Here is a 21,591-nt window from a genome sequence, read left to right as displayed (position 1 = left end):
TCAAAACCCATGTTCCGAACCCTTATTGATATATCAAGCTCTCCAAATCAAAGCTCAATTCATGGCTATATGATTGTACCTAAGCCCTGCTTCTTGAAGAATTTTCTCTAGTGCCTCCTGAATCATCAGATCAGGATCTTTTCTAGCTAATGACGTACGGTAAGATTCACCCGTAATCAATAGTTGCCTACTTGCTGCTTTTCTAAAATCAATCTTTATTTTTATCATGTAGTTTGTAATGTCCCACTGCCAGTTATCAACATATGTAATTACAATGTCCGCATCATCAGGGATGTTATCGCTATTAAGTGGTGTAGCAGGATAACCCAACAAAGTTAACTTATCGGCAATTACATAATTCAAGTGTCTTTTGTCTGGCGAGAAATGCTGGACATATACATTCCCCAACTCACTTAATGACTGTCCCGGAGCAACCGTGGCTTCCAGCCTAGTCGCACATCCCGTTAATAACGCAAAGACACCTAATGACAGCAGTAATTTTATTATTTTCACATTCATTCTCATATTGTTATGTTTTTGGGAAACAAATACTAAACCAAGCACTTATGAAACTGAATGACCTTGAGCAATTTTTTCAAAACAACCTTATGATTTTATGACGATTCTATCTTTTCAAGACCAGCAACTCCCCCTTCCCAACAGGAACCAACGACGTAGTTAAGTTACTCTGGCTCTTTACCCAAGCGACAAACCCTTCTAGCTCTGAAGCATGAGATATGGCATTGTCACACACAAGCAATCCACCTGGTTTTAGGCGTGAGAACAGAGGCTCAGCAATGGACAAATAATCGCTTCTGTCTGCATCGAGAAAAATGAAATCGACCTGTTCGGGTGTCTGCTTTAGAACCTCACAAACATCGCCTGACCATTGGGTAATATTCTGCAAAACTTGAGCTTTTTCGAAGTTGTCACGGGCCTCTTCTATCTTGAGAGGGTTGACTTCAATGGTGTGCACCATTCCGGTGTTCGGGATTGATGCGGCTAACCAAATCGTTGAGTATCCATTTGAGGTGCCAATTTCTAAGATACGCTGAGCATTCGTGGCTTTAACCAGCACTGAGAGAAACTCACCGGTATCTTTTGTAATGTTGAGGTACTTTTTCGCTCGCTCTGACTGCAGACGATCGTTGTCATTGCCTAATCGCTCCAATCGTTCTAAAACCTGTTGCGTCTTAGTATTCATATTTCAGCTTCCTTGTAATGTGGCGCTAATTAAACAAGACCAGTTCAGATCTGAACTCCAGATCTGAGCAAAAACGATTATCCATTAATCTCGTATGCCTTCGGGTTACTACCATACTGATTGGACTCTGGTTTGCTGTCCAACACCAAGAAGTACAGTAGTATTAAAAAACCGATTATTGGAATGATATACAGCAACATCCACCAGCCGGAGCGACCGGTATCGTGTAAACGACGTGCGGTGACAGCTAAGCTCGGTAACAAAATTAACAGCGTGAACACCCCGCTCAAAATCCCGACTTCTTCGGCAGAGTTGTACCAGCCAAGTGCATTATCTATCACTGACAAAATGATCGTTAATATCAAACTGTATAAAAAGAAATACCAATACTCTTTCCGCCTGGCGCGACCTTTAAAATCAACAGGCCGTTTTAATACACTTAGAAACCAATTCATAGACCACTTACCTTTTGTTTGTTATCTCATTAAAGAACAGACTTTACTTAAGCTTCTTTTCTATCTGCCCTATCTCACTTATCAGATCCACACCAATCACTTTCTTGGTCTCGATCTTACTCAGTTCGATAGTTTCAACAGCAGCTACTGATTTCAGCTGCGCCAAAATTTCACCACTGGGCGATATCAATTGGCTATTACCACAATATTCGCCAACGATACTCTGGGTTTTATCTATGCCGACTCGATTACAAGTCGCTACATAACAGTGGTTTTCAATCGCTTTGGTGCGAGAGAGAAGTAGGCTCTGTTCGCCACCAAAGTTTGCTGGATGCAACAAAACATCGACATTGGATATTGCGTATTCGCGAGTAATTTCCGGAAACCACAAGTCAAAACAAATCGCGACTCCGAAAACATAACCTTGGTATTCAAACGTCAGCAATGAATCACCGCGAGAGAAGTACTGCTTGTCGATATTGGTTTGGCTGATTTTTCTATAGCGGTGCTGTAGGCCAGTTCTATCTATAACGGCAACGCTATTGTAGAAACGCCCTTCATGATGCTCTGCAATGCCAGCAACGATGACTGATTGATAAGTCGCAGCCAGTTGCTGTAACGTTTCAATGGTGGGACTGTGTTGATACTCCTCACACAGCTCATGGATATCCTGAGGCGAGTCAAAAATATAGCCAGTAGAAAACAATTCAGGCAGCAAAATGACATCCCCAACCTCTTGAGTTTCCGAGAGAAGTTGAGCGACTTGAAGTAGATTCTGATGTTTGTCTTTATAGACCACATCGGTTTGAACAATAGAGATCTTCATCACTGAATAGCCTTGTCCTTGTTAAACTTGATCTAACATACGATAGCTATTCAATGGATTGTATAGTGGTTTTGTCGGGTATTGTCAGAACTCGATCGGACGACACTAATCCTTAACTAATTTCGGTCACAATTTCAGTCTTTACAGAATTGGCGATAAAGCAGTTTTCATGCGACAAATGGTGCATTTTTTCAAGCTGTTCTCGGGTAGGTACGCGCTCTCCAGAGAACACCACATCCGGGCGCAAAATGACTTTGGTGACTGCCATTCTTCCCGCTTCATTCTCTGCAAGTATTCCAACAGCTTTATCGATGTAGCTGTCGATAACATATTTTCGTTTTGCAGCAATCGATAAGAAAACCAGCATATGGCAGCTTGATAAAGCAGCAATATATGCTTCCTCTGGATCAATGTTTTCTTCTATAGAGAGAGGCAATGGCACCACATGAGGTGAAGGTGATGCAGGGACCGTCAAACCGCCATCAAATTCCCATACATGACCACGGCTATAGTTATTATCACTAAATACTTCGTCCTGTTTTCGCTTCCAACTTATCTGTGCGTAATGCTCTGACATTTCATCCTCCTGATAGCAATGGCGATAATTAAACTAACCTTGAATGCATTCAACCCAATATCTCGCAATTGGATTAGGAAACACCTCCCCCATGACGATATTTTCTAACTCACCGCCATTGGATTCAATAACGCGTCTGGAAGCGACGTTATCTTCATCTGCGGTCACCAAGGCTCGTTCTATGCCTAAGGCATTCGCTTTAGGTAAAACAAGTTTGAGCATATGCTTTCCATAGCCTGCCCCTCGATATGAAGGGGCAATGTCGTAACCAATATGACCACCTTCTGATGACAGAAATTCATTATTAATATGATGACGGACACGAATCGCACCTAGAATTCTCTGTTCAGAATCTAGCAACCAAAAATGACTGCAAGGCACATAGCCTTGGCGTAAATTGACGCCCTTTTCTTCATCGATTAAACGCTGGACATATTTCGGAAAATCACCGATGCCTTCGCGGTAATACTCCGCATTATCCACATCGTGGAGCTCAAAATCTTGGTAGAAAACCGCAAAGGCTTGCATCCGTTCTAATGAAGGAGTAACGAGTTCCATGTTATTGATTCCTTTATCTTTGCAAACTGTTAGCTCTTTATGCCAACAACCATAGCAGACATAATACCTTCGCTTCTAGACAGCTGAGTCGATTACTTCAAAAACTCCGTGACTTTTTGAAGATTGAATCTCAGTAACCGTTTATCAAAATTGCTGGCACTTTCGCTATCCACCACACCATTTTTGAATTCATAGCGAGAGCCAACTTTTTCGACGTATTTATTAAAGTCGACCGTTTGCTCGTACTCCGTGAATATCTGTTGCAGTTTCACATCGTTTATCACTACGTCGTTGATTGTCCATTTCCAATGATCACGCCCCATCACAAACAACCCATCGATGTAGTGTTCATCTGGCTTTTCGACAAATGGCAACCAATCAAAAGAGAACCAGTTATTCTCGTCTTCTTTTTGCAACCTAATGCTCACGCCAACTTCATCCGAAAACAGAAAAGGTATCCAAAAACTATTGCGCTTAATCTTGAGCGTATACGCACTGCCATCCATTAAATCGAAACGCTTCAACAAACTAATGTAGAGTAAAAAGTTTTGGTTGTTACAAGTCTTAAACTCGTCGATATTCACCAAATGCGAATCAACGGAAATAGGAAAACAAGGCGCAGAAAAATCTTCGGCCTTAAACCTCTTAAAGCGCTCACTGAGTACTTCATTGATTCTATGATTCTCTCCCATCAAACTCGCTCCCGCGAATATAGTAAGAAACACAACAATCAATGAGAATGTCAGAGATAAAGGAATGGTTCGTTTAGATTTGCCCATCAAACACTGCCTACATGAATATGCTTTATCGGTGCTGGCCGATAATATTTTTATCCATTAAGAATAACACCCATAAAGAGCGTGATATGTATGGAAAGGTCGTCTTGTGTCTACGTAGGAACTAACAATGAATGACGTTGGTTGTAAAGTCGTTTTGCTATAAATATGCCCCAACCACTGATAAGCAATGCTCGACCGATTTTTCTTTCTCACCTACAGGGGCGACGTAATGAATCGCGGACTCCGCTTGTTCTCTATCGGCTAACTTAGCGATCACCCAAGCCGCTAAGTACTGCGAAGACATACAACCACCGGATGTAGCCACATTACCGTGTGCATGTAGAGGTTGTTCCAACACCTCGATTCCTAGGTCTTGGACCCAAGGTTTCGTGGTGAGGTCGGTACAAACGGATACTCCATTCAGTAAATCCAACGCTGCCAGAAGCAGCGTACCGGAACACTGTGCTCCAATGATTTGCCTGTTAGGGTCAAGAGAAAGCCGTGACAGAATGGTTTGGTCCGTCGCAATTTGTCGCGTCAACATACCGCTGCCAAACAACACGGCATCGGCTTGATTTGCAAACTCTAACGGCTGCTGCGCAACCACCTCTACACCATTCATTGATGTCACCACATCCGTCGGACACGTTATCTGAACATTCCATCCGTGCGGTTTCATTCGATTCAAAATTGCCGAGGCAATAAAAGAGTCCAGTTCGTTAAATCCATCAAACGTTAGTATTGCTATATCCATATAACCCTGCTACTAAACAACCATCGCTTTCTATAAACTGATTTTTGAGTAAATCACCGTGTTACATAGCTCACCGTTTGGCAATCGACGTTCATTGAGCGCAATACCCTCTAAGTGATAGCCGCAACGCTCAGCAACTGAACGACTTTTTGCGTTCGTTTCAGCAGCTCTGATAATCACCCGGTTCGCCTTTAATGATTCAAAGGCATACTGCTCCACAAGCTTTACCGCCTCAGTTACATAACCGGAGCCTACGCTTGATGTATTCAGCCAATAACCAATTTCGAAAAATGGCACCGCCTTATCACGAATGATCAATCCTACAGCGCCTACCAACGTATCGGTCTCTTTATCAATGATTGAAAAGCGCAGTTCATTTTCGAAGTTTTCAAAATCTGCCATCGCTTGTTTGGTGGTCTCCACCGATTCTTCTTGAGTCAAAGCATATGGTACCCAAGGAAGATATTCTCCAAGCTCCGCTTTACTCGCTTGGATTGCCGCCAACATTTGTGGCTGGTACTCCAATGAAGGAGGAACGAGTTTTATTCTGTCTGATTCCATAGGCATTACTCCTTAACTTCATCACGCAATAGCGCCAATTAATCTAAATGGTCAGGGGTATGAAGGTAGGTTCCACAGATCTGACATTTATAATCCCCTGTCGCCTCTCCATCCATCAACGACGTTAATATCGCTGCGAATAACCCGGAGAAAAAGCCCGTAGCTTCGTTCTTTGGGTGTTTACCCTCTGCTCCAAACGAGGTGTATTTATGTTGTGTTAACGCCTTGCAATTACAACAGAACGCCGTCATCTTCTCCGTACTGTACTGGCTCATTAGTTGTTCTAGCCCTCCAAGGCATTACGCCAATATTGGATCGTTTTATCCGACACAGTGCCGTCTTCATTAGCTGCAGTAACGAGAAACTCAGATAGGTTTATTGCAACCTGTTCATTGCCCAGCAAATACAGACTGCGAATCGCTCGTGTTAGTCTCAATTGATTATGATCGTGGCTTTTTAACCAAACGTGATTCTTCCCACTCAGCGGCAAGACAGAGGTGATTTCAAATCCATTTCTCTGCATTCCCCAAAAATCCAACATGACATCAAGTATCTTCAAATGAGCAACTCGAAGTGCTTCTGAATTGGCAAACACGTCTCTATCTTTCTGTGTTACTAAAGGAGCATGCTGATTAAACTTGGTTCCCTCGTCGATTGGAAAAAACACCTGAATATACTTATGGTCATGCTCCAACCAAAAGTGGTTATACGCCAACAGCTCATCAATATAACGACCAAATTTATCTGGACTTTCTCCAGTTATAAAACGAGCAATCTCACTCATTTATTCACCCTGACAATAGTTATTGTTGTATTTTTAGCTATAAACCTAATAGCTTATTTGAGTATGTGACACAGCCTTTGGCACCAAAGCCATGTTCCTTCTTTTCATAGTCGAAATAGGTGATAGATTTCTTGTTTCGCTCTGCTTCAACAACAAGATTACCCTGTTTATCGATAACTGCCGTCGGAGCGGTTTGCTCAAAGGTTGTCGAGTTAACCGATATCACTGTAAACACATTTTCAATCGCCCGAGTCACAAGATGCGATTTAATAATTGAATAACGATTGGCATCAAACTCTTGTTGGACATCACATAAGCTCACGATAGCGACATCGACCTGTTCTCTATAGAGTTCTCTAAAGTACTCAGGGAATCGAATTTCATAACAGATTCGAACACCAACCTTAATACCCTGAATATCGACAACGCCATTGAAGTCATTCCCTACTTCAAAATTCTCCGCATCCCAACCCCACAGAGCTCTTTTGTCGTAGTAATACACCTCACCTGAGGGTTTGATGATCGCAACCGAGTTCGCCGCTTTATCTCCAAACTTGCGAATAAGCCCCAAGAAAACAGTGATCTGCGTGTGTTTAACCAAGTCTACAATCTGATTAAACTCAGCGTCTTGAAGTTCAAAATCAATATCGGCAACAGCACCAATTTCAATAGGTGGATAACCAGACAAGGCGCATTCTTGAGTAACTAACACATCTGCACCATCGCGCTTGGCTTCGAAGATAGCACGCTTGATTTGTTCATGGTTTTTGGTTGATTGAGCACTAATTGGGAACTGTAATAATGCAAACTTCACAGTGTCTACTCCTTGAAATCGTCTTCGGTGCTTAACAAAGAGGCCGCGTCAGCACTCATTTTATTAATCTAATCCATCTACGTTCTGCTATGTAAAATGCACAACTAAACAGCAGGTTCCACTTCGTACTTCATTTCAATAAGCTGATGCTCACCAACAATCTCAACTTCTCTGATATATTCAAATCCAAAGTTCTCGTAGTACTTTCTTAAATAAGCGTGGGCGTGGATATCGATACATCTCACTCCGATATTACTGGCATGTTTTATTAGGGCACGGACGATTTTTGATGCAACGCCATCACCACGATATTCCTCAGAAACCGCCACTCGCGCCATAGTCGACGAGCCGTCTTGATTCACCGTCAAACGAGCGGTCGCGACAGGCTTACCGCCATCCCAGACTAGAGCGTGAAATGAGTCATTATCCAACCCATCCAAGTCCAACTCTGTTGGGATATTTTGTTCAAGCGTAAATACTTGATAGCGTATAGCTTGACCCATTGAGATCAGTTCAAGACTCTTGCCAATAGTAACGTCCATGGTCATTCCTTTGTTTTACTGTATGGTTGGTGTGGCGTTTTCAATACCACTTGCCACTCTATGCTATGTCGTTCACCAACTTACTCAGTCAAACAAAATACTATAAAAAATGGCACTAACACCTTGTTTATAATTACTTTTCTAACTTAAGGCAAGCTTCGTGGTTTTTTAGCCGGATTCCCTGCGTAAATACCTTTCTCGGTAATGTCCTTTGTCACGACACTTCCGGCACCGATAACAACCCCTTCACAGATATTGACCGACAGAACGGTAGCGTTTGACCCTATCGTCACGTTGTCGGCAATAACAGTACGTCCCCAACTCTCTGGGTTTGGATCAGGTTGACCGCTCTTAAAAAGGTCATTGGCAAACATAACCCCGTGGCCTACAAAGCAATCCTCACCGATAGTCACATATTCACAAATAAAGCTGTGCGATTGGATTTTTGTCCGAGCACCGATAACTGAGTTCCTCTGTATCTCAACAAATGGGCCAACAAATACTTCATCTTTTAACTCACAGCCATAGACATTCGCAGGTTCGATAATCGTGACGTTTTCACCACAAACAATGTTGGTGATTTGAGACTTTAATAGTCTTGGGCTCGCCATTAATACTCCAGAATATTTGGTTTTAAAAGATAGATAGGTGTCAAACGGATGGGTCGGATTTAGAAGGGTTAACGGCTCGGTCCACGCAAGCCAATCAAGTTACCAAACGGGTCTTATACCTTCACTATGTTCAAACCTTCATCATCCGTCGGTTCTTCAAAGTACTGCGTCACGTGATGAAACACATCCTCAGTGTCAAAATTTGCCCTTTCTGGCTGCTCAACCCGACGCTTGCCAATTTGAACCAAACAAACCTCATCCGGCACATCGAGATAGTAAAGCTCATGAGCACATTGCACTTCAGAACATAGAGATGAAAACCACGAACGCTGTCTAACTGTATTGGCAGGAAAGTCCATGACCACATCAACACCCACCGTTAATAAGCTCTGAACATGTGACTTAATAAAAGGTTTAATAAGAGTAGAGAACTTGACGTAGTCCTCAAACGAGTGGATTTGACTGGGATAGTGTGCGGCTAACCACTCATCCTCAGAAATGAGTACCGCCCTTTGCTTGGCCGCAATTAGCTTAGATTGTGTTGTCTTGCCCGCGCCCATTTTTCCGCAAAAGAAGACTAACTTCCCTGTACTTTCCATAAGTTTTCCTACTCTAAGAGGCTGAGTTCAAAAGGAACTGACAGCAACCTCTACAACTTAATATCTACGTTATTTCGAACATAAGTAGGAGTCGACAACTCCTCGTCTAAATCCTTGAACTTCGGTTGCTTTGGCATTGACTCAATAATCGAATTCAATTCCTGATAACTGATACCTACCACACGGCAGGCCGTCATGATTCCATCGATAAAACACTTTTTATCGCGCTTTTGCTGATGCTCACTGGCAGGTATAGACGTGTATAGCTCACACTCTTTAACTAATAAGGCTAGAAGTTCTTCTTTCGGTGCTTCCATATAACCACTCACTCTCGACATATCTAATTGTTAATATCAGCAATTTCGCCATTGAAGTGCAAACCAGAACATCTTGAGTCGAGTCATGATGACAAGCATCAACGCTTATACATCAACGAATAGAAGCTACCCACATGTTTTACGGCTATGCTCTTGGCTTAAATTTCTTGGTCATGCCTTGGCTAGATGGTGAAACCAACCTATACCCTAACTTTTCATAGAATTCAGGCTCGTCAGCAATCATGGAAACATACGAGCCATCCATAGCAACGTTGGCTAGGTAGTCATCAATGTATTCCATCACTTTTCGTCCTAAACCTTGCCCCTGATAACTAGGATCCACCGCCACGTCTACCACTTCAAAGTTACATGCTCCATCGCCTACCACGCGACCCATTGCAATCAGTTTTGCCCCATCTCTTACAGAAATACCATACAAACTGTTTGGCAGTGCTATCGTTGCCGCTTCTAATGATTTAGGTGATAACCCTGCGGTCACGCGCATTTCACAAAACTCTTTCGGACTTGGGACTGTCTGCTCGTATTGTAATGTCATTGTGTACTACTCCTTTCATATTAAACGGAGAATACACAACAATACTGTATAAATAAACAGTTGAGCTAATTTTGGTGGTTAAAGCCATGTCTGGTTAAATCAACGGCAACCACAACAGATCCAGCTAAAACTCATCCACTGCCTAGGTCAACGAAAGCCCACCATCGACCACCAGCGTATGGCCAACAACATAACTGGCTTTATCTGACAGTAAAAACTCTATCGCATTCACTATCTCGTCAATGTTCCCAAATCGTTTGATAGGCACTACCTCAGAAACATCAGCACGCACATTAGGAGACTCTATTTGTCTCTCTTCCCAGCGAGGCGTCCACGTAACACCTGGCGCAACAGCGTTAATCCGAATACCAGCACCAATGTTCTCCAGCGCTACGGATCGGGTTAACCCTTCTAAAGCATGTTTTGAAGCGCTGTACATAGATGCATTCGGAGTAGGTCTAAGACCGTTGATGGAGCTGACGTTTACAATCGAAGCACCAGTCTTCATTAGTTGCAGTTCAGCACGTAGGCATAGAGCTTGACTGAAAAAGTCCACCTGAAGCGTTTCTTTAAGTAGCGGTGTATCAACCTCAGACAGCTGCCCGCGCGAGACCAGTGCTGGAGAAGCGTTATTTACCGCAACGTCAAGCTTACCGTACTTGTTAGAGATATAATTGAACAGTTGATTTAATTGTTGTTCGTCAGAAATATCTACCGAGTGATAATCTACACTACTTAACCCTGGATACTCAGCAAGCGCGCTACTCCAAGCCTCTTTTGAGCGAGAACAGGTAACAACTTTATATCCTTGGTTTACAAGTCTCAAAACCACGTGCAAACCAATTCCTTTTGAACCTCCAGTAACCAATGCAACTTTCACCGTCAAACTCCTTTCAATCTGAATCTCTAGACCGTAGCAACGTTAAAAACTCCCATGTCGCTATCAACTCGAATCCTCTGCTCCATTTACTTCTCAAACGACAGCGATTGAATAGCCTGCTCCACCGACGCAAACTGTATTTTTGTCAAACACACTTCAGCCTTAGAAAACTCGTGCTCTTGAATAAGTTGAGTAATTTCAGATAACGACAAGACAGAGTCGTTCAGTTCGAATGTATAACGTCCGCTCGCTTGGCAAATTGTGAAGCTGTGACCATCACTATCGATCAAGCGATCAGAACTACTCCAAATCAAAGACTCTAATTCACTCGCTAACGCTGACTCAGAGCCAAAATACATAAGCTCCGGGTCGCCCTCTAGTTTGAAAATACACGGCCATCTAACCATTGTTGTTCCTATACACCTATGCCATAAGCACTAACGATAACAAGTGAGACACGCCATTGTAGCGTTCGCTCAATAGTGCTCTAAACCTCGTCAGCAAAATACGCCATGATCTCCTCAGTGGTCATTTCCTTGGTCTCATTCGCAAAGCAATAATACCCAGGGCGCATATCACTAAAATACTGCATATCCATTTCCAATCCTTCTACGTTAGGAAACAGACCTAATGACATATTGTAATCACCGGTTGCTTTAAATTTGTAGAAAAGATGAGTGCCACATTCTGTGCAAAAACCACGAGAGGCCCAAGACGATGATTGATACATTTTAACTTTATCACCACCTTCAATCTTCACTTGAGTGCCACACTTCACCGCAAAATATGGAGCACCGCCCCACTTCCTGCAGGATTGGCAATGGCACACAGTAAACTTGGGATTAACATTTTCGGCTTTGATTGTCACCGCGCCGCAAAGGCAACTTGCTTCTGTATAAGACATTGAACTACTCCTAATTTAATGAAATAGACTGTGATTTTTTCGAGTGACTGGCTCACTTAAATGGATGTTTGCTAACTGAAAAGTGGCTTTGAGGGCAAGTAACTAAAATAATGTACTCAGCACTTGTCATTGATGTTCATCTTCGCAGAATCGGAATAGGTAGCCATCAGGACTTTCGACAATAAACTGAGCTTGTGTGACCGTTTTACCGTCAACTGAATAAGGTTTGCTTTCCATGGGAAGAAAGATCGAACTGGGTGCTTTAGACTGCACTGTTGAATATAACGCGTTGATATCACTTACATCCCATTGGAAGTTAACACCTCGACCAAATGGATGCTCTAAGTTGCCAGTTAACCATTTTCGGGAGTCGCCACCTACTCCTTCAAGCATCAAGTCAACTCCCTCACGCGTTAAATAAACAAACTCCTCTTCTTCTCGTTGGTACTTGATAGCAAAGCCAAGGATGTCGACAAAGAACGTGATGTTGTCCTTGATGCTTTGACAATAGAGTTCTGGGACGACTCTCATGTTGAGGTTTCCTTTGTTTGGTGGATGCCTGAGATGATATTAATGTGGAAGATGATGAGCGTGATAACTACATATGAATTGTTTGCTATATGCGAACCACTTTACTAGCTAACTTGTCCAGAAGATCTATATTTAACGGATTTTCGTAAACTTGCTCAAAAAGACTATAAATAGCATTGTCGTTTTGCTTCATGTATTGAAAGCTTTTCTTTGAACCCAAATACCACTTACCACGAATGTCAAAATACATCTTCAAAAGATCATGTTGGAGCCAAGTTCGACGATAGTTACCGTCTAGATCTCCATCGCGCGCTCTTTCGAGCATTTTCACAACCCATTCCTGAATGTGCAGTCTATCTACTTCAGACATTGGTTCTTTACCTTTGGCAAGTTTCTGCTTCACTCGCGCTATATAATCTGCTCCTATATCGCGAGTCTCATACACTACTTTTCCATCAGCAAATCGCAGAGCTTCTTCTGGAACCGAATCAAGAAATGATGTTGGATATACCCACACATCAAGAAATGTTCCATGAAAAAGTCGAGCATCTTTATGCTCCTCTGAACGATCCCAAAAACAAGCGATATCTATATCGCTCGTCTCTGTAGCTTCATTTCTTGCGTGAGAACCATAAAGGATGACTGTATGAGGAGCATATAACTTAATGACTTCCTCTATTGCTAAATCTAAGATACTTTCCATTTTGTTTTCCATGCACACAACGCCCGCGTAAGTGGTGAACAACGCAATGTTTCTGCAAACCACCTAAATCACTAAAGTTACCGCAAACCAACAATGCCACACGTTGCGAATCCGCCTTAACGCGTTTGTTAGAAAATTTATTCCTCGTTAAGAAATGGTTTTACGTGCTTGTTTACAAAATGGTTAGGCTTCCAACCGATAGCTAGTTTGTCAGTAATTAGTGTGTCTGCTAGTGATAGAGCCGAGCCAATAAATGGCTCAAAAGCAGATATCGTTGAGCCCAAAGCATACCTTATTGTTTTTCCGGGTGTTCTTTCCAACCAGTGTTGCCCACCCAACTCATTTAGGTATTCAGAAACCACACCAACATCAGGATTAACTCCAACTGTCCATTTCTTAAACCTGTCAGATTTTTCCAATAATTTTAAGAATTCTGAAAATGATCGTCTATCAGAGTCTATTACTTCCTTCACTGAAGGAAAGTCATTTAAAATCACATGTTTGAAAGAAGCTAGTTCACTTTTGTTTAACTCAGTTCTCTTAGTTGCCTGAGAGAATTTTATATTAATCAATTGGGATGAAACTGATGAGCTAAAAAAGTCGCCTCCATAATGTGATGAAAGCAATAGATCTGCATGAGATTCCAAAATTTGGTTCAATAAGGTAGCTTGGTTGAAGTCACCACCATTCGGATTAAGGCGCTTCGATCTAAAAGTAATAAAATCAAAATCGATATTGCTGTGTATCTTAAATTTTTCTGTGTTATCAAGGAAATCGATATTTAAGAACAAACGACTATCAATCTCTTCTTTACCTAGTTGATTGGCAACAACCTTTTGAGCACATTGATTAACATACTCTTGGTCTTGAAGTTGTATTCTAGCACTGAGCGTAATGCCATTTTTCACAAAATGGTCACTTGATAGATCATGTTTTGATACTAGCTTTAAAAAACGTTCTGCGTATTTCAAAGATTTCTTTCTATCAAAACCTATTTTTTCAATTTGGTACTGAAGCCTTTTCTTTCGACTGTGTAACTCCCCTCGCTCTTGATCCCCAACAAACTTTATTGCAGCATACAAAAACTCATTATTGTCATTGTACGTTGACAGGATTTCTTCCGTATACACCGCAGTTACACATGGTAAAGCAAGTAACCTCAAGAATAGATCCATGCCTAGTTGAGTTACAAGACCATGAAAACTTGCGTAGTCAATAATGATGTGAATATTTTGATAAAATAATAACGCCTCAGCGATCTCCCCTTTGGTTACGGGAATACCGCCCTCTGAGCGTCTAAGTACAACTTTTTCAAACACCAGAATTCTCCAAATTTTCTAACGCCTGCCATAATACGCCACAACGCATTACGATGAAGTTGATAAACCACCGAAAACACCCCAGCCAATTCAGACCTAGAATGCCGAGCGTTGGTGGTCGTATTGATGGCTTTGTTAGCAATTTATGAACTGAAACGTGAAGCTATTTCTATCTTTTTGACTAAATAACTTAGGCTACCTATGCCACCATTCCAATCAAACCTATCAATAATTTCAATCACTCGATTTGCTCTATGTTTTTCAACATCTGATGCTTCACTTGAATCACGTATAGCTTGGTATTTTGACATTATTGCATTATCAACGTAACCGTTAGACTTACTTGATACAATGTAAGCCTCCAAAGCTATACCATAATTGCTGCTTAACAATTCATCTTTTGTATCTACTGACTTTAAATGAGCCAATAAACCATCAGTAGTTAATTCATCACAGACGAACCTTTTATATAAATCAGGTTCTTTTATTTTAATTACGATCAAAAGGCATAAAAACAGAGGAAATAACGAGTGGTTTGTTGGTGTTGTTCGAATAGACAAACTTAATAAAGAGCAACAATGTTCTTGTTCACGTAATGTTAATTGATAAAGCTCAAATAACTCTGTGAACATTTTTAATGCTTGCTCACCCTCATAGCGAGTTTGCTCACCATTCTTTGCTGAAAAATACTCTTTAAATGAATATTTATTGAATTGTGCTTTAACAAATAAACCTTTCTCTGGTGGTGGTAGTAAATAGTCAAAATCAATAAAACGCCTCAAATAACCATTTACATTAAGCTCACTACCATAAACTGCTTTGATTGAGTGTCCAAGTTGAACTTTATCAGCTCCAAGAACGAAGATAATATTCTCGACGTTAAAGAAATGCTTTGCTTTCTCAAGTATCTCTATCGAAAAATTAGGACGACACCTATCGAGTTCATCTATGATGAATACTAGTGGCTTATTCTTTTCGGCTGAAATACTGCTAGCTAGTTTGGTTAACTCCTCTCTAAATGAACGAAGTGTTTTCTTTGCACTTTCATATTTTTCTATTTGGTCTTTCGCTATTGACTCTGCAAAAGAACTAAGTGCTTGCTCCGTAATTTTATCCAAATCCAGAGCACCAGCAGTTGCCACTTTCGCTGCAACTGGTACAGTTCTCTTTACAAGACCTAACCCTAGATTTTTTGCTTTTTGATAGTATTCTTTAACCTTATCTTCATTACCATAGTTTGAAATTTCATCAATTGATGCCCCTATTTCCCCTATGAGTGAAACAAAGGCATCATCTGTAAAATCATTTTCCCAAGCATTAAAGTATATTGTAGGAATCTCATTATCTTTAAGGTGTTGCTCCCACATTCTTAAAAATGTTGTTTTCCCTTGCCCCCAAGGAGCATCAAGGCAAACAACTAATGGATCTTTCGATGAAAGTACAAACTCAGTTAATACATCCGCACTTTCTTTTCTATTTAATTTGTCATTTAAAAAAGGATTACCTTCTACAACATCTACTTCACGACTTTTCAATATCACTGAATTTTCCTTTAAATTACTAACGCCGCATTAAGGTGTGAGCAACGCTACCACGAAACTTAACCATACCACCGTAAACACAAAACCCAACTATGGAACGAAAAATGCCAAGCGTTGGGAATCACTCTTAAATGCTTTGTTATATTTTTATGAACTCCAAAGCATATTTTTTCTTTGATTTAACCGCTTGATACATTTCTACATGACTCCACTCTTCAGTTGATAGAAGCTGCCTTACTGTATCTTTGTCCCGCTCGAGCATTCGTAAACCAAACACCATTTCTTTAACAGCACTAGCTTCAAAATTTACGGCTCCAAACACGTGTCTAAGTAAACGCCTTTCTTTCTCGTATGCCCAATGAGTATATTTAGTCCCAAGAACAGAGTACATAATGTCCCCTGCTATTGAATCTTTGTTATTCATTCCCGGCATTGATTGGAAATATTTGAACCTATCAATTATGTCTTGATATGGATAATCTGCTTGGTATGTAACTTCAATAGGATAAAGATGCGGGTTTGCCTCAATTAACTTTGACTCATCAAAGCCAATACAAATGCCCTTGTGTTCATTTGCATAATGAGCAAATTCCTGTTTTAGATAATTGCTCATCTAAAATACGCTTATAAGCATCTTGTTGATCTTGAGGGAATGGATATTCTTCCCAAACCGCTGCCAATACACTTTCGTAAGACGATTCTGCTTCGAAAGGGTCATTCAAAGTTGCAGGACTCGCGAACCACAACTGTTTATTGATCAATAACTCAAGACTACCTTTGTTAAAGTCTCGAAATTTATATAAATTCGCCATGTTTCCTCAAAAATATAACGCCCTGTTAAGGTGTGAGCAACGCAATACCGAAGCCGCCGCATACCACCTTAAACACTAAAACCAACGCATAGTAAAAATGCCACGCGTTGCGAATCACTCTTAAACAGTTTGTTATGTTGTTATTGCCAACCAGAGGTTTTGAATTGTTGCGGTATCCAGCTTTATCAAAGTAAGAACTATAGCTGTAGAACCTAGAAAATAAGGTCCCCAAAGATCAAGGTTTTCTCTATATTTCAATAATGCTTCCAAACGGTACCTCAATTCATAAGAATAAAGCACTAGAAAGTCCCATCGAGTCCACTTTTCATTGTATCGGTTTAATGAAACGTCCTCATCTAACAACTCGCTACCTTCTTCGTTATGGTATTCCTTTTGGTAGACAATTTTACGTCTCAAAAAGCCGTCAGTTTCGTACTTAGCGTCTTGTAGACCCGGTTCATCACCACCAAAAAGATCAATACCGTCTCCAAGCAACCCCGATATCTCCTCGGTGTGGTGGTTAAATCTAAATATTTTATAGTCAGACATCATTCTTTCAGCCATGAGTTTGAATAGCTCTTGATGATATTCATGTGCATAGCTGTAATAACGAATCATCAAAATGACGACAGCCAAGAGCAAAAATATGCTTAGCCCACCTTGGTTGGTAAACTCAATTTTAAAGATAAATGTATTAGCTTCTTTAAAGACAGCACCAGTAAATTGTATCGCAAGAAGTAACAACGACAGTGTGACCAGTATTCGACGCTTGGAAACTAATCCAGTATTACTATCTAGCCTTTCTCGAAATGCTTGTAATGATTCATTATTCATTGTTTTCTCTGTACTTCATTTAACAACATAACGCTTATTAGACGGATTTAATCCACCTAACTTCCCCACACAATGCAAAACTTACCCCTAACTTTCAATCACCTACAACGAAAAATGCAAATACAGTTGCATATTAAACAGAAAAAGCGGAATTATTCCGCCTAATGTAGGTAAATACGGATTTCTAGTCCTGCGAAGTACGCGTGAATGGTTATCGTCAGTCTTCGATTGTCTTAGTCCCGCACTGTTCGCAAATACAATGACGTGAGAAATCGTCCATTGAGGCCAGAAATGCGCCAAAAGCCCAGCCTTTTAAAAAGCCAGTCAAAAACTCTTTGCGTTTACGCTTTTTGTCTTCTTTGAATGGGCTTTCTTTGCGTACCAATACGACGACATGGTCAGTGTTTTTCCCGCAAACACTGCAATAACGGTTTTCTCTTTTTTCCATCACGGCTACCGCACTCTTTTTAGCAAGAGCAAGCTGTTGATTTTGTTAAAGTCTGTTAATGAGCGTTACTTTATGAAATTGTGGCGAAGGATACTGTTAACTTGGTTGCATAATTGATATGCAACCAATGTCGATTATTCGTACATAGGTGAGATGGGACTGATTTTAGCTAACGCTTTTCACAGTCTTTTTTGTTTTTGATGAGATTAGTGAGTGCGGTGGCTTCGGTGCGTTCAGCGTCTTGGTAGGCTTCGAAAACGTCGCCGTTGTGGTAGCCCATAATGTGTAACGTGACTTGAATGATAAAAGTGAAGAAGCCGATAATCAGAGTCAGGAAAGGAACTACGCCAAATTGTTCAAACCACAATAACGCAGCGGAAATCATAACGACAACCAATGCCGTTATGGCTTTGTTTTTACTAGACAGAGTCATACAACCACCACTCTACTTTTCATCTGAGTTCATCCTAACGCCAATGCGTTGCACATAATTGGGGTGAGTTCACGAAGCCGAAATACAGAGTACGGAATAGGAATAACTGTGAGCTAAGCCGCTTTACAACATACTTTACAATTGAGGCTTTAAAGTTAGGTTTAAAAGCGGCGCTGCTATTAGAGAATGGACACATCCTGCCATTTGCCATCAAGTAAGATACGCTGCTGTTGATACCCCGCTTCTAATAGGATTTCTCGACACTTCTCGTGATGCACACCTAAGTGATGAGGCGCGTGAGCGTCGGCGTTAATCTGTACTGGGATATTCTTTGCTTTAGCATGCTTAAGTAGCCAAGGGGATGGATAAACATCGTCGGTCGCGCCGCGCAGCATACCGCCATAATTGACCTCCAATATCACGCCAGCCTTTGCAACTGCATCTAGTGTGGCAATGGCGATCTCTTGGTACCAGCTATCTTGTTCGTCAAAGAAAGCGAGCGCTTTATTGTGCTTTTTGACCAAGTCGTAATGACCTAAAATATCAAACCCACCAGCTTCGCATAACTCTCGAACGCGCTGGTAATAGACTTCAATCATCGAGCGCGCGCTGCCGTTGTGCACTTCGTCCAACAACACTTTAAATTCATCGTGTGGGCCATCGACACTAAGCATAGAATAACGCTCGTTTGGTGCGTCTAATGTATGAACCGACCCAATCTTATAGTCGAGGGGATACGCGTCCCACTTCGTATCGCTTGGCGCAGTCAAACCGACTATAAAGTCGATTTCTAATCCTAAATACACGTCAATGTCAGAACGATCTTTTTGCTGTTTAATGTCGGCAACGTAGGACTCTAGGTTTTCCGCTAACATGCAGAAATCGTTGTCGAAAGGCAAAGGAGCGTGGGAGCTAAAGCCTACTGATTTAAAACCAAGGGATACGGCTTTATCCACCATATCTTTTGGTGTTCCTTTCCCATCACAATAATGACAATGCATATGGTAATTGCTTAGTAACATGGTTGACTCTCCAAACCCGTTAATCCTTATTTTAGCTATGGATATAGTAACCCTGGTTGTCATCCAAGCAAGCGATAACTGCCTTGGTTTAGCGTTGATTTTGTAAAGGGGTATGATGAGCCAGCGCGCAAAAGTAAAGCCGCAGTGTAAACACCGCGGCTCTTATCTCACTGATTAACAATAAAGGATTAGAAGTACTGAGTACGCTCCGCTAAGCCAAATTGACGGCGGAAGCAGTTTTCACTCATTGGATTGTTGGAATATTTTCCTAACCCGGTTGTCCAGAGTTCTTCATCTTTCCCATCCATCTTTGTGCCTTGAAGGCAATGGAGCGAGTGAATGAGCTCGTGAGCAAGCACGACATAAGGTTCCGCTTTTTCACCTTTGCGCGTCATCACCTGCACGTTAGTGAAATGCATATAACACACTGAGCCAGTGGCGTTAGTGGCTGCGGTTTGATTAACGGCGGAGTTATGGCTACCACCAGCCATCCAGAACGGACAACCTTGAGGAGCAAACCTTGCTTGATTACTCGCAGTCATGCCCGTCACGTTTGCTTGACCATCGCTGTCATAGAGCACATCACGCTTAAAGCCACTTTGAGTGAAGTTCAGGTGTGTTGGCACACAAATGACGTTGATGTTGTTAGGGAATGAGCCTCGCGCCGCAGGCTTAGCCGCTTGAATTTCAGAGAGCAGCGATTTGCCCGCTGACACTTGTTTAAGTTTTCTTAGGTTCTCTTCCATGATTGGTCGAAAAAAGGGATTTTTGCTTGGATCGTACTGAACAGCGAATCCGGGAAAGTTATTAAGTACTTGCGTAATTAATGCCATAGCTTACCTCTATTTGAATACTCGACTACTCACTCAATGTTCATCCTGAACCGATCATTGCGATGATCGTATTGAGTTAATACTTAGTGTAGTCACTATTCAGAGGTTGTAGGCATAAAATGGAATTTTTCGTGCTAGATCATGAAGATTGGTATATCGACAAGAGCCAGTGGCATTCTGGCTCCTATACACTAATTCTGTTTGGGGCTAAGTTTACACAGCGACTTGGTTAGCAAATAGCGACGTTACGTAGCGGTAAGATTACATAGCGGCAAGCGCAACTTTTCTTTCCTTATTCACCACACAGAAGTTACCGCGCTTAGTACGACATTTTGAGCAGCGCTCACACTCTACTGGCGCTCGATCACCCTGTTTCCAACGCTTAACCAACTTAGGCTCTGACAACAATGGGCGTGAAAGTGCGAAGTACTCAATACCAGTATTTTCTGCAATGGATTCAATCGCAGCAATATCCGTCAAACCACCAACCGTAATCACAGGAATGTTCACTTCTTGGCTGATCGCATGACCGTATTCATGAAAGTAGCCTTCCTCTTGAATGGTATAACCATCGTGAGTCTCGCCAACCATAGTGTTAGCTTTGCCGTGGATATTGCCCGAGATAACCAGCGCATCAACGCCCATCGCTTCAAGCGTTTTACATACCACTCGCGTTTCGCCGAACGTTAAACCGCCTTCAAAAAACTCAGTGGCTGTCAGTTTCACCAAAATCGGGAAGTCATCACCAACTTGCTCGCGGCAAGCTTGATAGATTTCAACTAAGAATCGCATGCGGTTTTCTAAGCTACCACCATACTCATCATCGCGACGGTTATAGTACGGGCTCAAGAACTGGTTAATCAGATAGGTATGCGCGGCATGCAGTTCTACCCCATCAAAGCCTGACTGTTTCGCTCTTAACGTTGCTTTAGCAAAGGCATCTACAATGTAGTCAATCTCTGCTTGGGTCATGGCTTTGCCTTGTGTTTGCGTACCCATTTCAGGGATATCACTCGGCGCAAAGATCACCCTTTCACCAACGTTAAACGTGGTTTTCGTGCCGCCGTAAGCCAACTGCATTACAATCTTCGAATCATGCTGATGAACCAAATCGGTCAGCTTCTGGTACTCGTCGATAAAAGAGTCATCGTACATCCCCATCATGCCAGCATTGGGTTTTTCTTCTTTTACGATGTTGGCATAGCCAGTCACAATTAGACCAACCTCACCTTGGGCAAGTTCTTCATAGATGGCGTAAAGCTTGTCAGTCATATGACCGTCTTCTGTCGCCATATTTTCCCAAGTTGCACTTCTCATGAAGCGGTTTTTCAGCACCAAATTGCCGATGCGACTCTCTGTGAACAAGTGGCTCAACTCCAATCTCCTCAATGTAT

General features: G+C 41.7%; 32 protein-coding genes. All 32 read right to left on the bottom strand.

Annotation, left to right across the window (positions count from 1 at the left end):
- Window positions 1-54 precede the first annotated feature (54 nt).
- Window positions 55-564, bottom strand: a complete 510-nt coding sequence (locus HOP38_RS20550) for a hypothetical protein (protein ID WP_198558851.1) — start codon at window positions 562-564, stop codon at window positions 55-57.
- A gap of 61 nt (window positions 565-625) precedes the next feature.
- Window positions 626-1,204: an O-methyltransferase gene (locus HOP38_RS20545; RefSeq protein ID WP_198558850.1), complete on the bottom strand. Its 579-nt coding sequence runs from the start codon at window positions 1,202-1,204 to the stop codon at window positions 626-628.
- Between the two features lie 77 nt (window positions 1,205-1,281).
- Window positions 1,282-1,659, bottom strand: coding sequence for a DUF805 domain-containing protein (locus tag HOP38_RS20540; RefSeq protein ID WP_006073470.1), 378 nt, complete (start codon window positions 1,657-1,659; stop codon window positions 1,282-1,284).
- Window positions 1,660-1,702: 43 nt separating this feature from the next.
- A complete protein-coding gene (locus HOP38_RS20535) occupies window positions 1,703-2,485 on the bottom strand; it encodes a carbon-nitrogen hydrolase family protein (protein ID WP_198558849.1) in 783 nt (260 codons plus the stop codon).
- 112 nt (window positions 2,486-2,597) lie between these two features.
- A complete protein-coding gene (locus HOP38_RS20530) occupies window positions 2,598-3,062 on the bottom strand; it encodes an OsmC family protein (protein WP_198558848.1) in 465 nt (154 codons plus the stop codon).
- 33 nt (window positions 3,063-3,095) lie between these two features.
- On the bottom strand, window positions 3,096-3,620 hold the full coding sequence (locus HOP38_RS20525) for a GNAT family N-acetyltransferase (RefSeq protein ID WP_198558847.1): 525 nt from the start codon (window positions 3,618-3,620) through the stop codon (window positions 3,096-3,098).
- Window positions 3,621-3,712: 92 nt separating this feature from the next.
- Entirely contained in the window at window positions 3,713-4,399 is a 687-nt protein-coding gene (locus HOP38_RS20520) for a hypothetical protein (RefSeq protein ID WP_198558846.1), read from the bottom strand.
- Window positions 4,400-4,556: 157 nt separating this feature from the next.
- Window positions 4,557-5,153: a DJ-1/PfpI family protein gene (locus HOP38_RS20515; RefSeq protein ID WP_198558845.1), complete on the bottom strand. Its 597-nt coding sequence runs from the start codon at window positions 5,151-5,153 to the stop codon at window positions 4,557-4,559.
- Between the two features lie 30 nt (window positions 5,154-5,183).
- Window positions 5,184-5,714, bottom strand: coding sequence for a GNAT family N-acetyltransferase (locus HOP38_RS20510; protein ID WP_198558844.1), 531 nt, complete (start codon window positions 5,712-5,714; stop codon window positions 5,184-5,186).
- A gap of 38 nt (window positions 5,715-5,752) precedes the next feature.
- Window positions 5,753-5,989, bottom strand: coding sequence for a hypothetical protein (locus HOP38_RS20505; protein WP_198558843.1), 237 nt, complete (start codon window positions 5,987-5,989; stop codon window positions 5,753-5,755).
- A gap of 8 nt (window positions 5,990-5,997) precedes the next feature.
- On the bottom strand, window positions 5,998-6,498 hold the full coding sequence (locus HOP38_RS20500; protein ID WP_198558842.1) for an opioid growth factor receptor-related protein: 501 nt from the start codon (window positions 6,496-6,498) through the stop codon (window positions 5,998-6,000).
- 37 nt (window positions 6,499-6,535) lie between these two features.
- A complete protein-coding gene (locus HOP38_RS20495) occupies window positions 6,536-7,312 on the bottom strand; it encodes a carbon-nitrogen hydrolase family protein (protein WP_198558841.1) in 777 nt (258 codons plus the stop codon).
- A gap of 104 nt (window positions 7,313-7,416) precedes the next feature.
- Window positions 7,417-7,854: a GNAT family N-acetyltransferase gene (locus HOP38_RS20490; protein WP_006073486.1), complete on the bottom strand. Its 438-nt coding sequence runs from the start codon at window positions 7,852-7,854 to the stop codon at window positions 7,417-7,419.
- A gap of 146 nt (window positions 7,855-8,000) precedes the next feature.
- A complete protein-coding gene (locus tag HOP38_RS20485) occupies window positions 8,001-8,465 on the bottom strand; it encodes an acyltransferase (RefSeq protein WP_198558840.1) in 465 nt (154 codons plus the stop codon).
- Between the two features lie 113 nt (window positions 8,466-8,578).
- Window positions 8,579-9,064: a P-loop nucleotide/nucleoside kinase family protein gene (locus HOP38_RS20480; RefSeq protein WP_198558839.1), complete on the bottom strand. Its 486-nt coding sequence runs from the start codon at window positions 9,062-9,064 to the stop codon at window positions 8,579-8,581.
- Between the two features lie 50 nt (window positions 9,065-9,114).
- Window positions 9,115-9,381, bottom strand: a complete 267-nt coding sequence (locus HOP38_RS20475) for a hypothetical protein (RefSeq protein ID WP_088878328.1) — start codon at window positions 9,379-9,381, stop codon at window positions 9,115-9,117.
- Window positions 9,382-9,526: 145 nt separating this feature from the next.
- Complete coding sequence (locus HOP38_RS20470; protein ID WP_198558838.1) at window positions 9,527-9,937, bottom strand: GNAT family N-acetyltransferase; 411 nt, start codon at window positions 9,935-9,937, stop codon at window positions 9,527-9,529.
- A gap of 142 nt (window positions 9,938-10,079) precedes the next feature.
- The gene (locus tag HOP38_RS20465) at window positions 10,080-10,817 is read right to left on the bottom strand and encodes an SDR family NAD(P)-dependent oxidoreductase (protein ID WP_198558837.1); all 738 of its coding nucleotides are present in this window, start codon (window positions 10,815-10,817) and stop codon (window positions 10,080-10,082) included.
- Window positions 10,818-10,903: 86 nt separating this feature from the next.
- Entirely contained in the window at window positions 10,904-11,224 is a 321-nt protein-coding gene (locus HOP38_RS20460) for a DUF4144 family protein (RefSeq protein ID WP_124942000.1), read from the bottom strand.
- A gap of 80 nt (window positions 11,225-11,304) precedes the next feature.
- Complete coding sequence (locus tag HOP38_RS20455; protein WP_063603453.1) at window positions 11,305-11,721, bottom strand: GFA family protein; 417 nt, start codon at window positions 11,719-11,721, stop codon at window positions 11,305-11,307.
- 126 nt (window positions 11,722-11,847) lie between these two features.
- Window positions 11,848-12,252 (bottom strand): bleomycin resistance protein, encoded by a 405-nt coding sequence (locus HOP38_RS20450; protein WP_198558836.1) that lies wholly within the window; start codon window positions 12,250-12,252, stop codon window positions 11,848-11,850.
- An 85-nt stretch (window positions 12,253-12,337) separates the two neighbouring features.
- On the bottom strand, window positions 12,338-12,955 hold the full coding sequence (locus HOP38_RS20445) for a nucleotidyltransferase domain-containing protein (protein ID WP_198558835.1): 618 nt from the start codon (window positions 12,953-12,955) through the stop codon (window positions 12,338-12,340).
- 137 nt (window positions 12,956-13,092) lie between these two features.
- Window positions 13,093-14,274 carry a hypothetical protein gene (locus tag HOP38_RS20440; RefSeq protein WP_198558834.1) on the bottom strand — a complete coding sequence of 394 codons (1,182 nt, stop codon included), beginning with the start codon at window positions 14,272-14,274 and terminating at the stop codon, window positions 13,093-13,095.
- A 143-nt stretch (window positions 14,275-14,417) separates the two neighbouring features.
- On the bottom strand, window positions 14,418-15,815 hold the full coding sequence (locus tag HOP38_RS20435) for a KAP family P-loop NTPase fold protein (RefSeq protein ID WP_198558833.1): 1,398 nt from the start codon (window positions 15,813-15,815) through the stop codon (window positions 14,418-14,420).
- A 139-nt stretch (window positions 15,816-15,954) separates the two neighbouring features.
- A complete protein-coding gene (locus tag HOP38_RS20430; protein WP_198558832.1) occupies window positions 15,955-16,428 on the bottom strand; it encodes a DUF2971 domain-containing protein in 474 nt (157 codons plus the stop codon).
- Window positions 16,385-16,627: a hypothetical protein gene (locus HOP38_RS20425; RefSeq protein WP_198558831.1), complete on the bottom strand. Its 243-nt coding sequence runs from the start codon at window positions 16,625-16,627 to the stop codon at window positions 16,385-16,387. Before HOP38_RS20425 ends, HOP38_RS20430 begins: the two co-directional genes overlap by 44 nt.
- A 132-nt stretch (window positions 16,628-16,759) precedes the next feature.
- Window positions 16,760-17,461 (bottom strand): hypothetical protein, encoded by a 702-nt coding sequence (locus HOP38_RS20415; protein ID WP_176679857.1) that lies wholly within the window; start codon window positions 17,459-17,461, stop codon window positions 16,760-16,762.
- A 217-nt stretch (window positions 17,462-17,678) separates the two neighbouring features.
- Window positions 17,679-17,909 (bottom strand): hypothetical protein, encoded by a 231-nt coding sequence (locus HOP38_RS20410; protein WP_006073518.1) that lies wholly within the window; start codon window positions 17,907-17,909, stop codon window positions 17,679-17,681.
- A 169-nt stretch (window positions 17,910-18,078) separates the two neighbouring features.
- Entirely contained in the window at window positions 18,079-18,342 is a 264-nt protein-coding gene (locus tag HOP38_RS20405; RefSeq protein ID WP_006073519.1) for a hypothetical protein, read from the bottom strand.
- Between the two features lie 179 nt (window positions 18,343-18,521).
- A complete protein-coding gene (locus HOP38_RS20400; protein WP_198558830.1) occupies window positions 18,522-19,364 on the bottom strand; it encodes a histidinol-phosphatase in 843 nt (280 codons plus the stop codon).
- A 188-nt stretch (window positions 19,365-19,552) separates the two neighbouring features.
- Entirely contained in the window at window positions 19,553-20,197 is a 645-nt protein-coding gene (locus tag HOP38_RS20395; RefSeq protein WP_006073522.1) for a M91 family zinc metallopeptidase, read from the bottom strand.
- A gap of 261 nt (window positions 20,198-20,458) precedes the next feature.
- Entirely contained in the window at window positions 20,459-21,571 is a 1,113-nt protein-coding gene (locus HOP38_RS20390) for an NADH:flavin oxidoreductase (RefSeq protein WP_198558829.1), read from the bottom strand.
- Window positions 21,572-21,591: the final 20 nt, after the last annotated feature.

The organism is Vibrio mediterranei (assembly GCF_013364395.1).
Classification (GTDB): Bacteria; Pseudomonadota; Gammaproteobacteria; order Enterobacterales; family Vibrionaceae; genus Vibrio; species Vibrio mediterranei.
Note: the sequence above shows the minus strand (reverse complement) of the source record. Positions and strands in the feature narration are given on the sequence as shown.

Excerpts from the sequence above, each read along its gene's own strand:
- HOP38_RS20545 (WP_198558850.1), bottom strand. The coding sequence starts at position 1,204 with ATGAATACTAAGACGCAACAGGTTTTAGAACGATTGGAGCGATTAGGC.
- HOP38_RS20540 (WP_006073470.1), bottom strand. The coding sequence starts at position 1,659 with ATGAATTGGTTTCTAAGTGTATTAAAACGGCCTGTTGATTTTAAAGGT.
- HOP38_RS20535 (WP_198558849.1), bottom strand. The coding sequence starts at position 2,485 with ATGAAGATCTCTATTGTTCAAACCGATGTGGTCTATAAAGACAAACAT.
- HOP38_RS20530 (WP_198558848.1), bottom strand. The coding sequence starts at position 3,062 with ATGTCAGAGCATTACGCACAGATAAGTTGGAAGCGAAAACAGGACGAA.
- HOP38_RS20525 (WP_198558847.1), bottom strand. The coding sequence starts at position 3,620 with ATGGAACTCGTTACTCCTTCATTAGAACGGATGCAAGCCTTTGCGGTT.
- HOP38_RS20520 (WP_198558846.1), bottom strand. The coding sequence starts at position 4,399 with ATGGGCAAATCTAAACGAACCATTCCTTTATCTCTGACATTCTCATTG.
- HOP38_RS20515 (WP_198558845.1), bottom strand. The coding sequence starts at position 5,153 with ATGGATATAGCAATACTAACGTTTGATGGATTTAACGAACTGGACTCT.
- HOP38_RS20510 (WP_198558844.1), bottom strand. The coding sequence starts at position 5,714 with ATGGAATCAGACAGAATAAAACTCGTTCCTCCTTCATTGGAGTACCAG.
- HOP38_RS20505 (WP_198558843.1), bottom strand. The coding sequence starts at position 5,989 with ATGAGCCAGTACAGTACGGAGAAGATGACGGCGTTCTGTTGTAATTGC.
- HOP38_RS20500 (WP_198558842.1), bottom strand. The coding sequence starts at position 6,498 with ATGAGTGAGATTGCTCGTTTTATAACTGGAGAAAGTCCAGATAAATTT.
- HOP38_RS20490 (WP_006073486.1), bottom strand. The coding sequence starts at position 7,854 with ATGGACGTTACTATTGGCAAGAGTCTTGAACTGATCTCAATGGGTCAA.
- HOP38_RS20485 (WP_198558840.1), bottom strand. The coding sequence starts at position 8,465 with ATGGCGAGCCCAAGACTATTAAAGTCTCAAATCACCAACATTGTTTGT.
- HOP38_RS20480 (WP_198558839.1), bottom strand. The coding sequence starts at position 9,064 with ATGGAAAGTACAGGGAAGTTAGTCTTCTTTTGCGGAAAAATGGGCGCG.
- HOP38_RS20475 (WP_088878328.1), bottom strand. The coding sequence starts at position 9,381 with ATGGAAGCACCGAAAGAAGAACTTCTAGCCTTATTAGTTAAAGAGTGT.
- HOP38_RS20470 (WP_198558838.1), bottom strand. The coding sequence starts at position 9,937 with ATGACATTACAATACGAGCAGACAGTCCCAAGTCCGAAAGAGTTTTGT.
- HOP38_RS20460 (WP_124942000.1), bottom strand. The coding sequence starts at position 11,224 with ATGGTTAGATGGCCGTGTATTTTCAAACTAGAGGGCGACCCGGAGCTT.
- HOP38_RS20455 (WP_063603453.1), bottom strand. The coding sequence starts at position 11,721 with ATGTCTTATACAGAAGCAAGTTGCCTTTGCGGCGCGGTGACAATCAAA.
- HOP38_RS20450 (WP_198558836.1), bottom strand. The coding sequence starts at position 12,252 with ATGAGAGTCGTCCCAGAACTCTATTGTCAAAGCATCAAGGACAACATC.
- HOP38_RS20445 (WP_198558835.1), bottom strand. The coding sequence starts at position 12,955 with ATGGAAAGTATCTTAGATTTAGCAATAGAGGAAGTCATTAAGTTATAT.
- HOP38_RS20430 (WP_198558832.1), bottom strand. The coding sequence starts at position 16,428 with ATGAGCAATTATCTAAAACAGGAATTTGCTCATTATGCAAATGAACAC.
- HOP38_RS20425 (WP_198558831.1), bottom strand. The coding sequence starts at position 16,627 with ATGGCGAATTTATATAAATTTCGAGACTTTAACAAAGGTAGTCTTGAG.
- HOP38_RS20415 (WP_176679857.1), bottom strand. The coding sequence starts at position 17,461 with ATGAATAATGAATCATTACAAGCATTTCGAGAAAGGCTAGATAGTAAT.
- HOP38_RS20410 (WP_006073518.1), bottom strand. The coding sequence starts at position 17,909 with ATGGAAAAAAGAGAAAACCGTTATTGCAGTGTTTGCGGGAAAAACACT.
- HOP38_RS20405 (WP_006073519.1), bottom strand. The coding sequence starts at position 18,342 with ATGACTCTGTCTAGTAAAAACAAAGCCATAACGGCATTGGTTGTCGTT.
- HOP38_RS20400 (WP_198558830.1), bottom strand. The coding sequence starts at position 19,364 with ATGTTACTAAGCAATTACCATATGCATTGTCATTATTGTGATGGGAAA.
- HOP38_RS20395 (WP_006073522.1), bottom strand. The coding sequence starts at position 20,197 with ATGGCATTAATTACGCAAGTACTTAATAACTTTCCCGGATTCGCTGTT.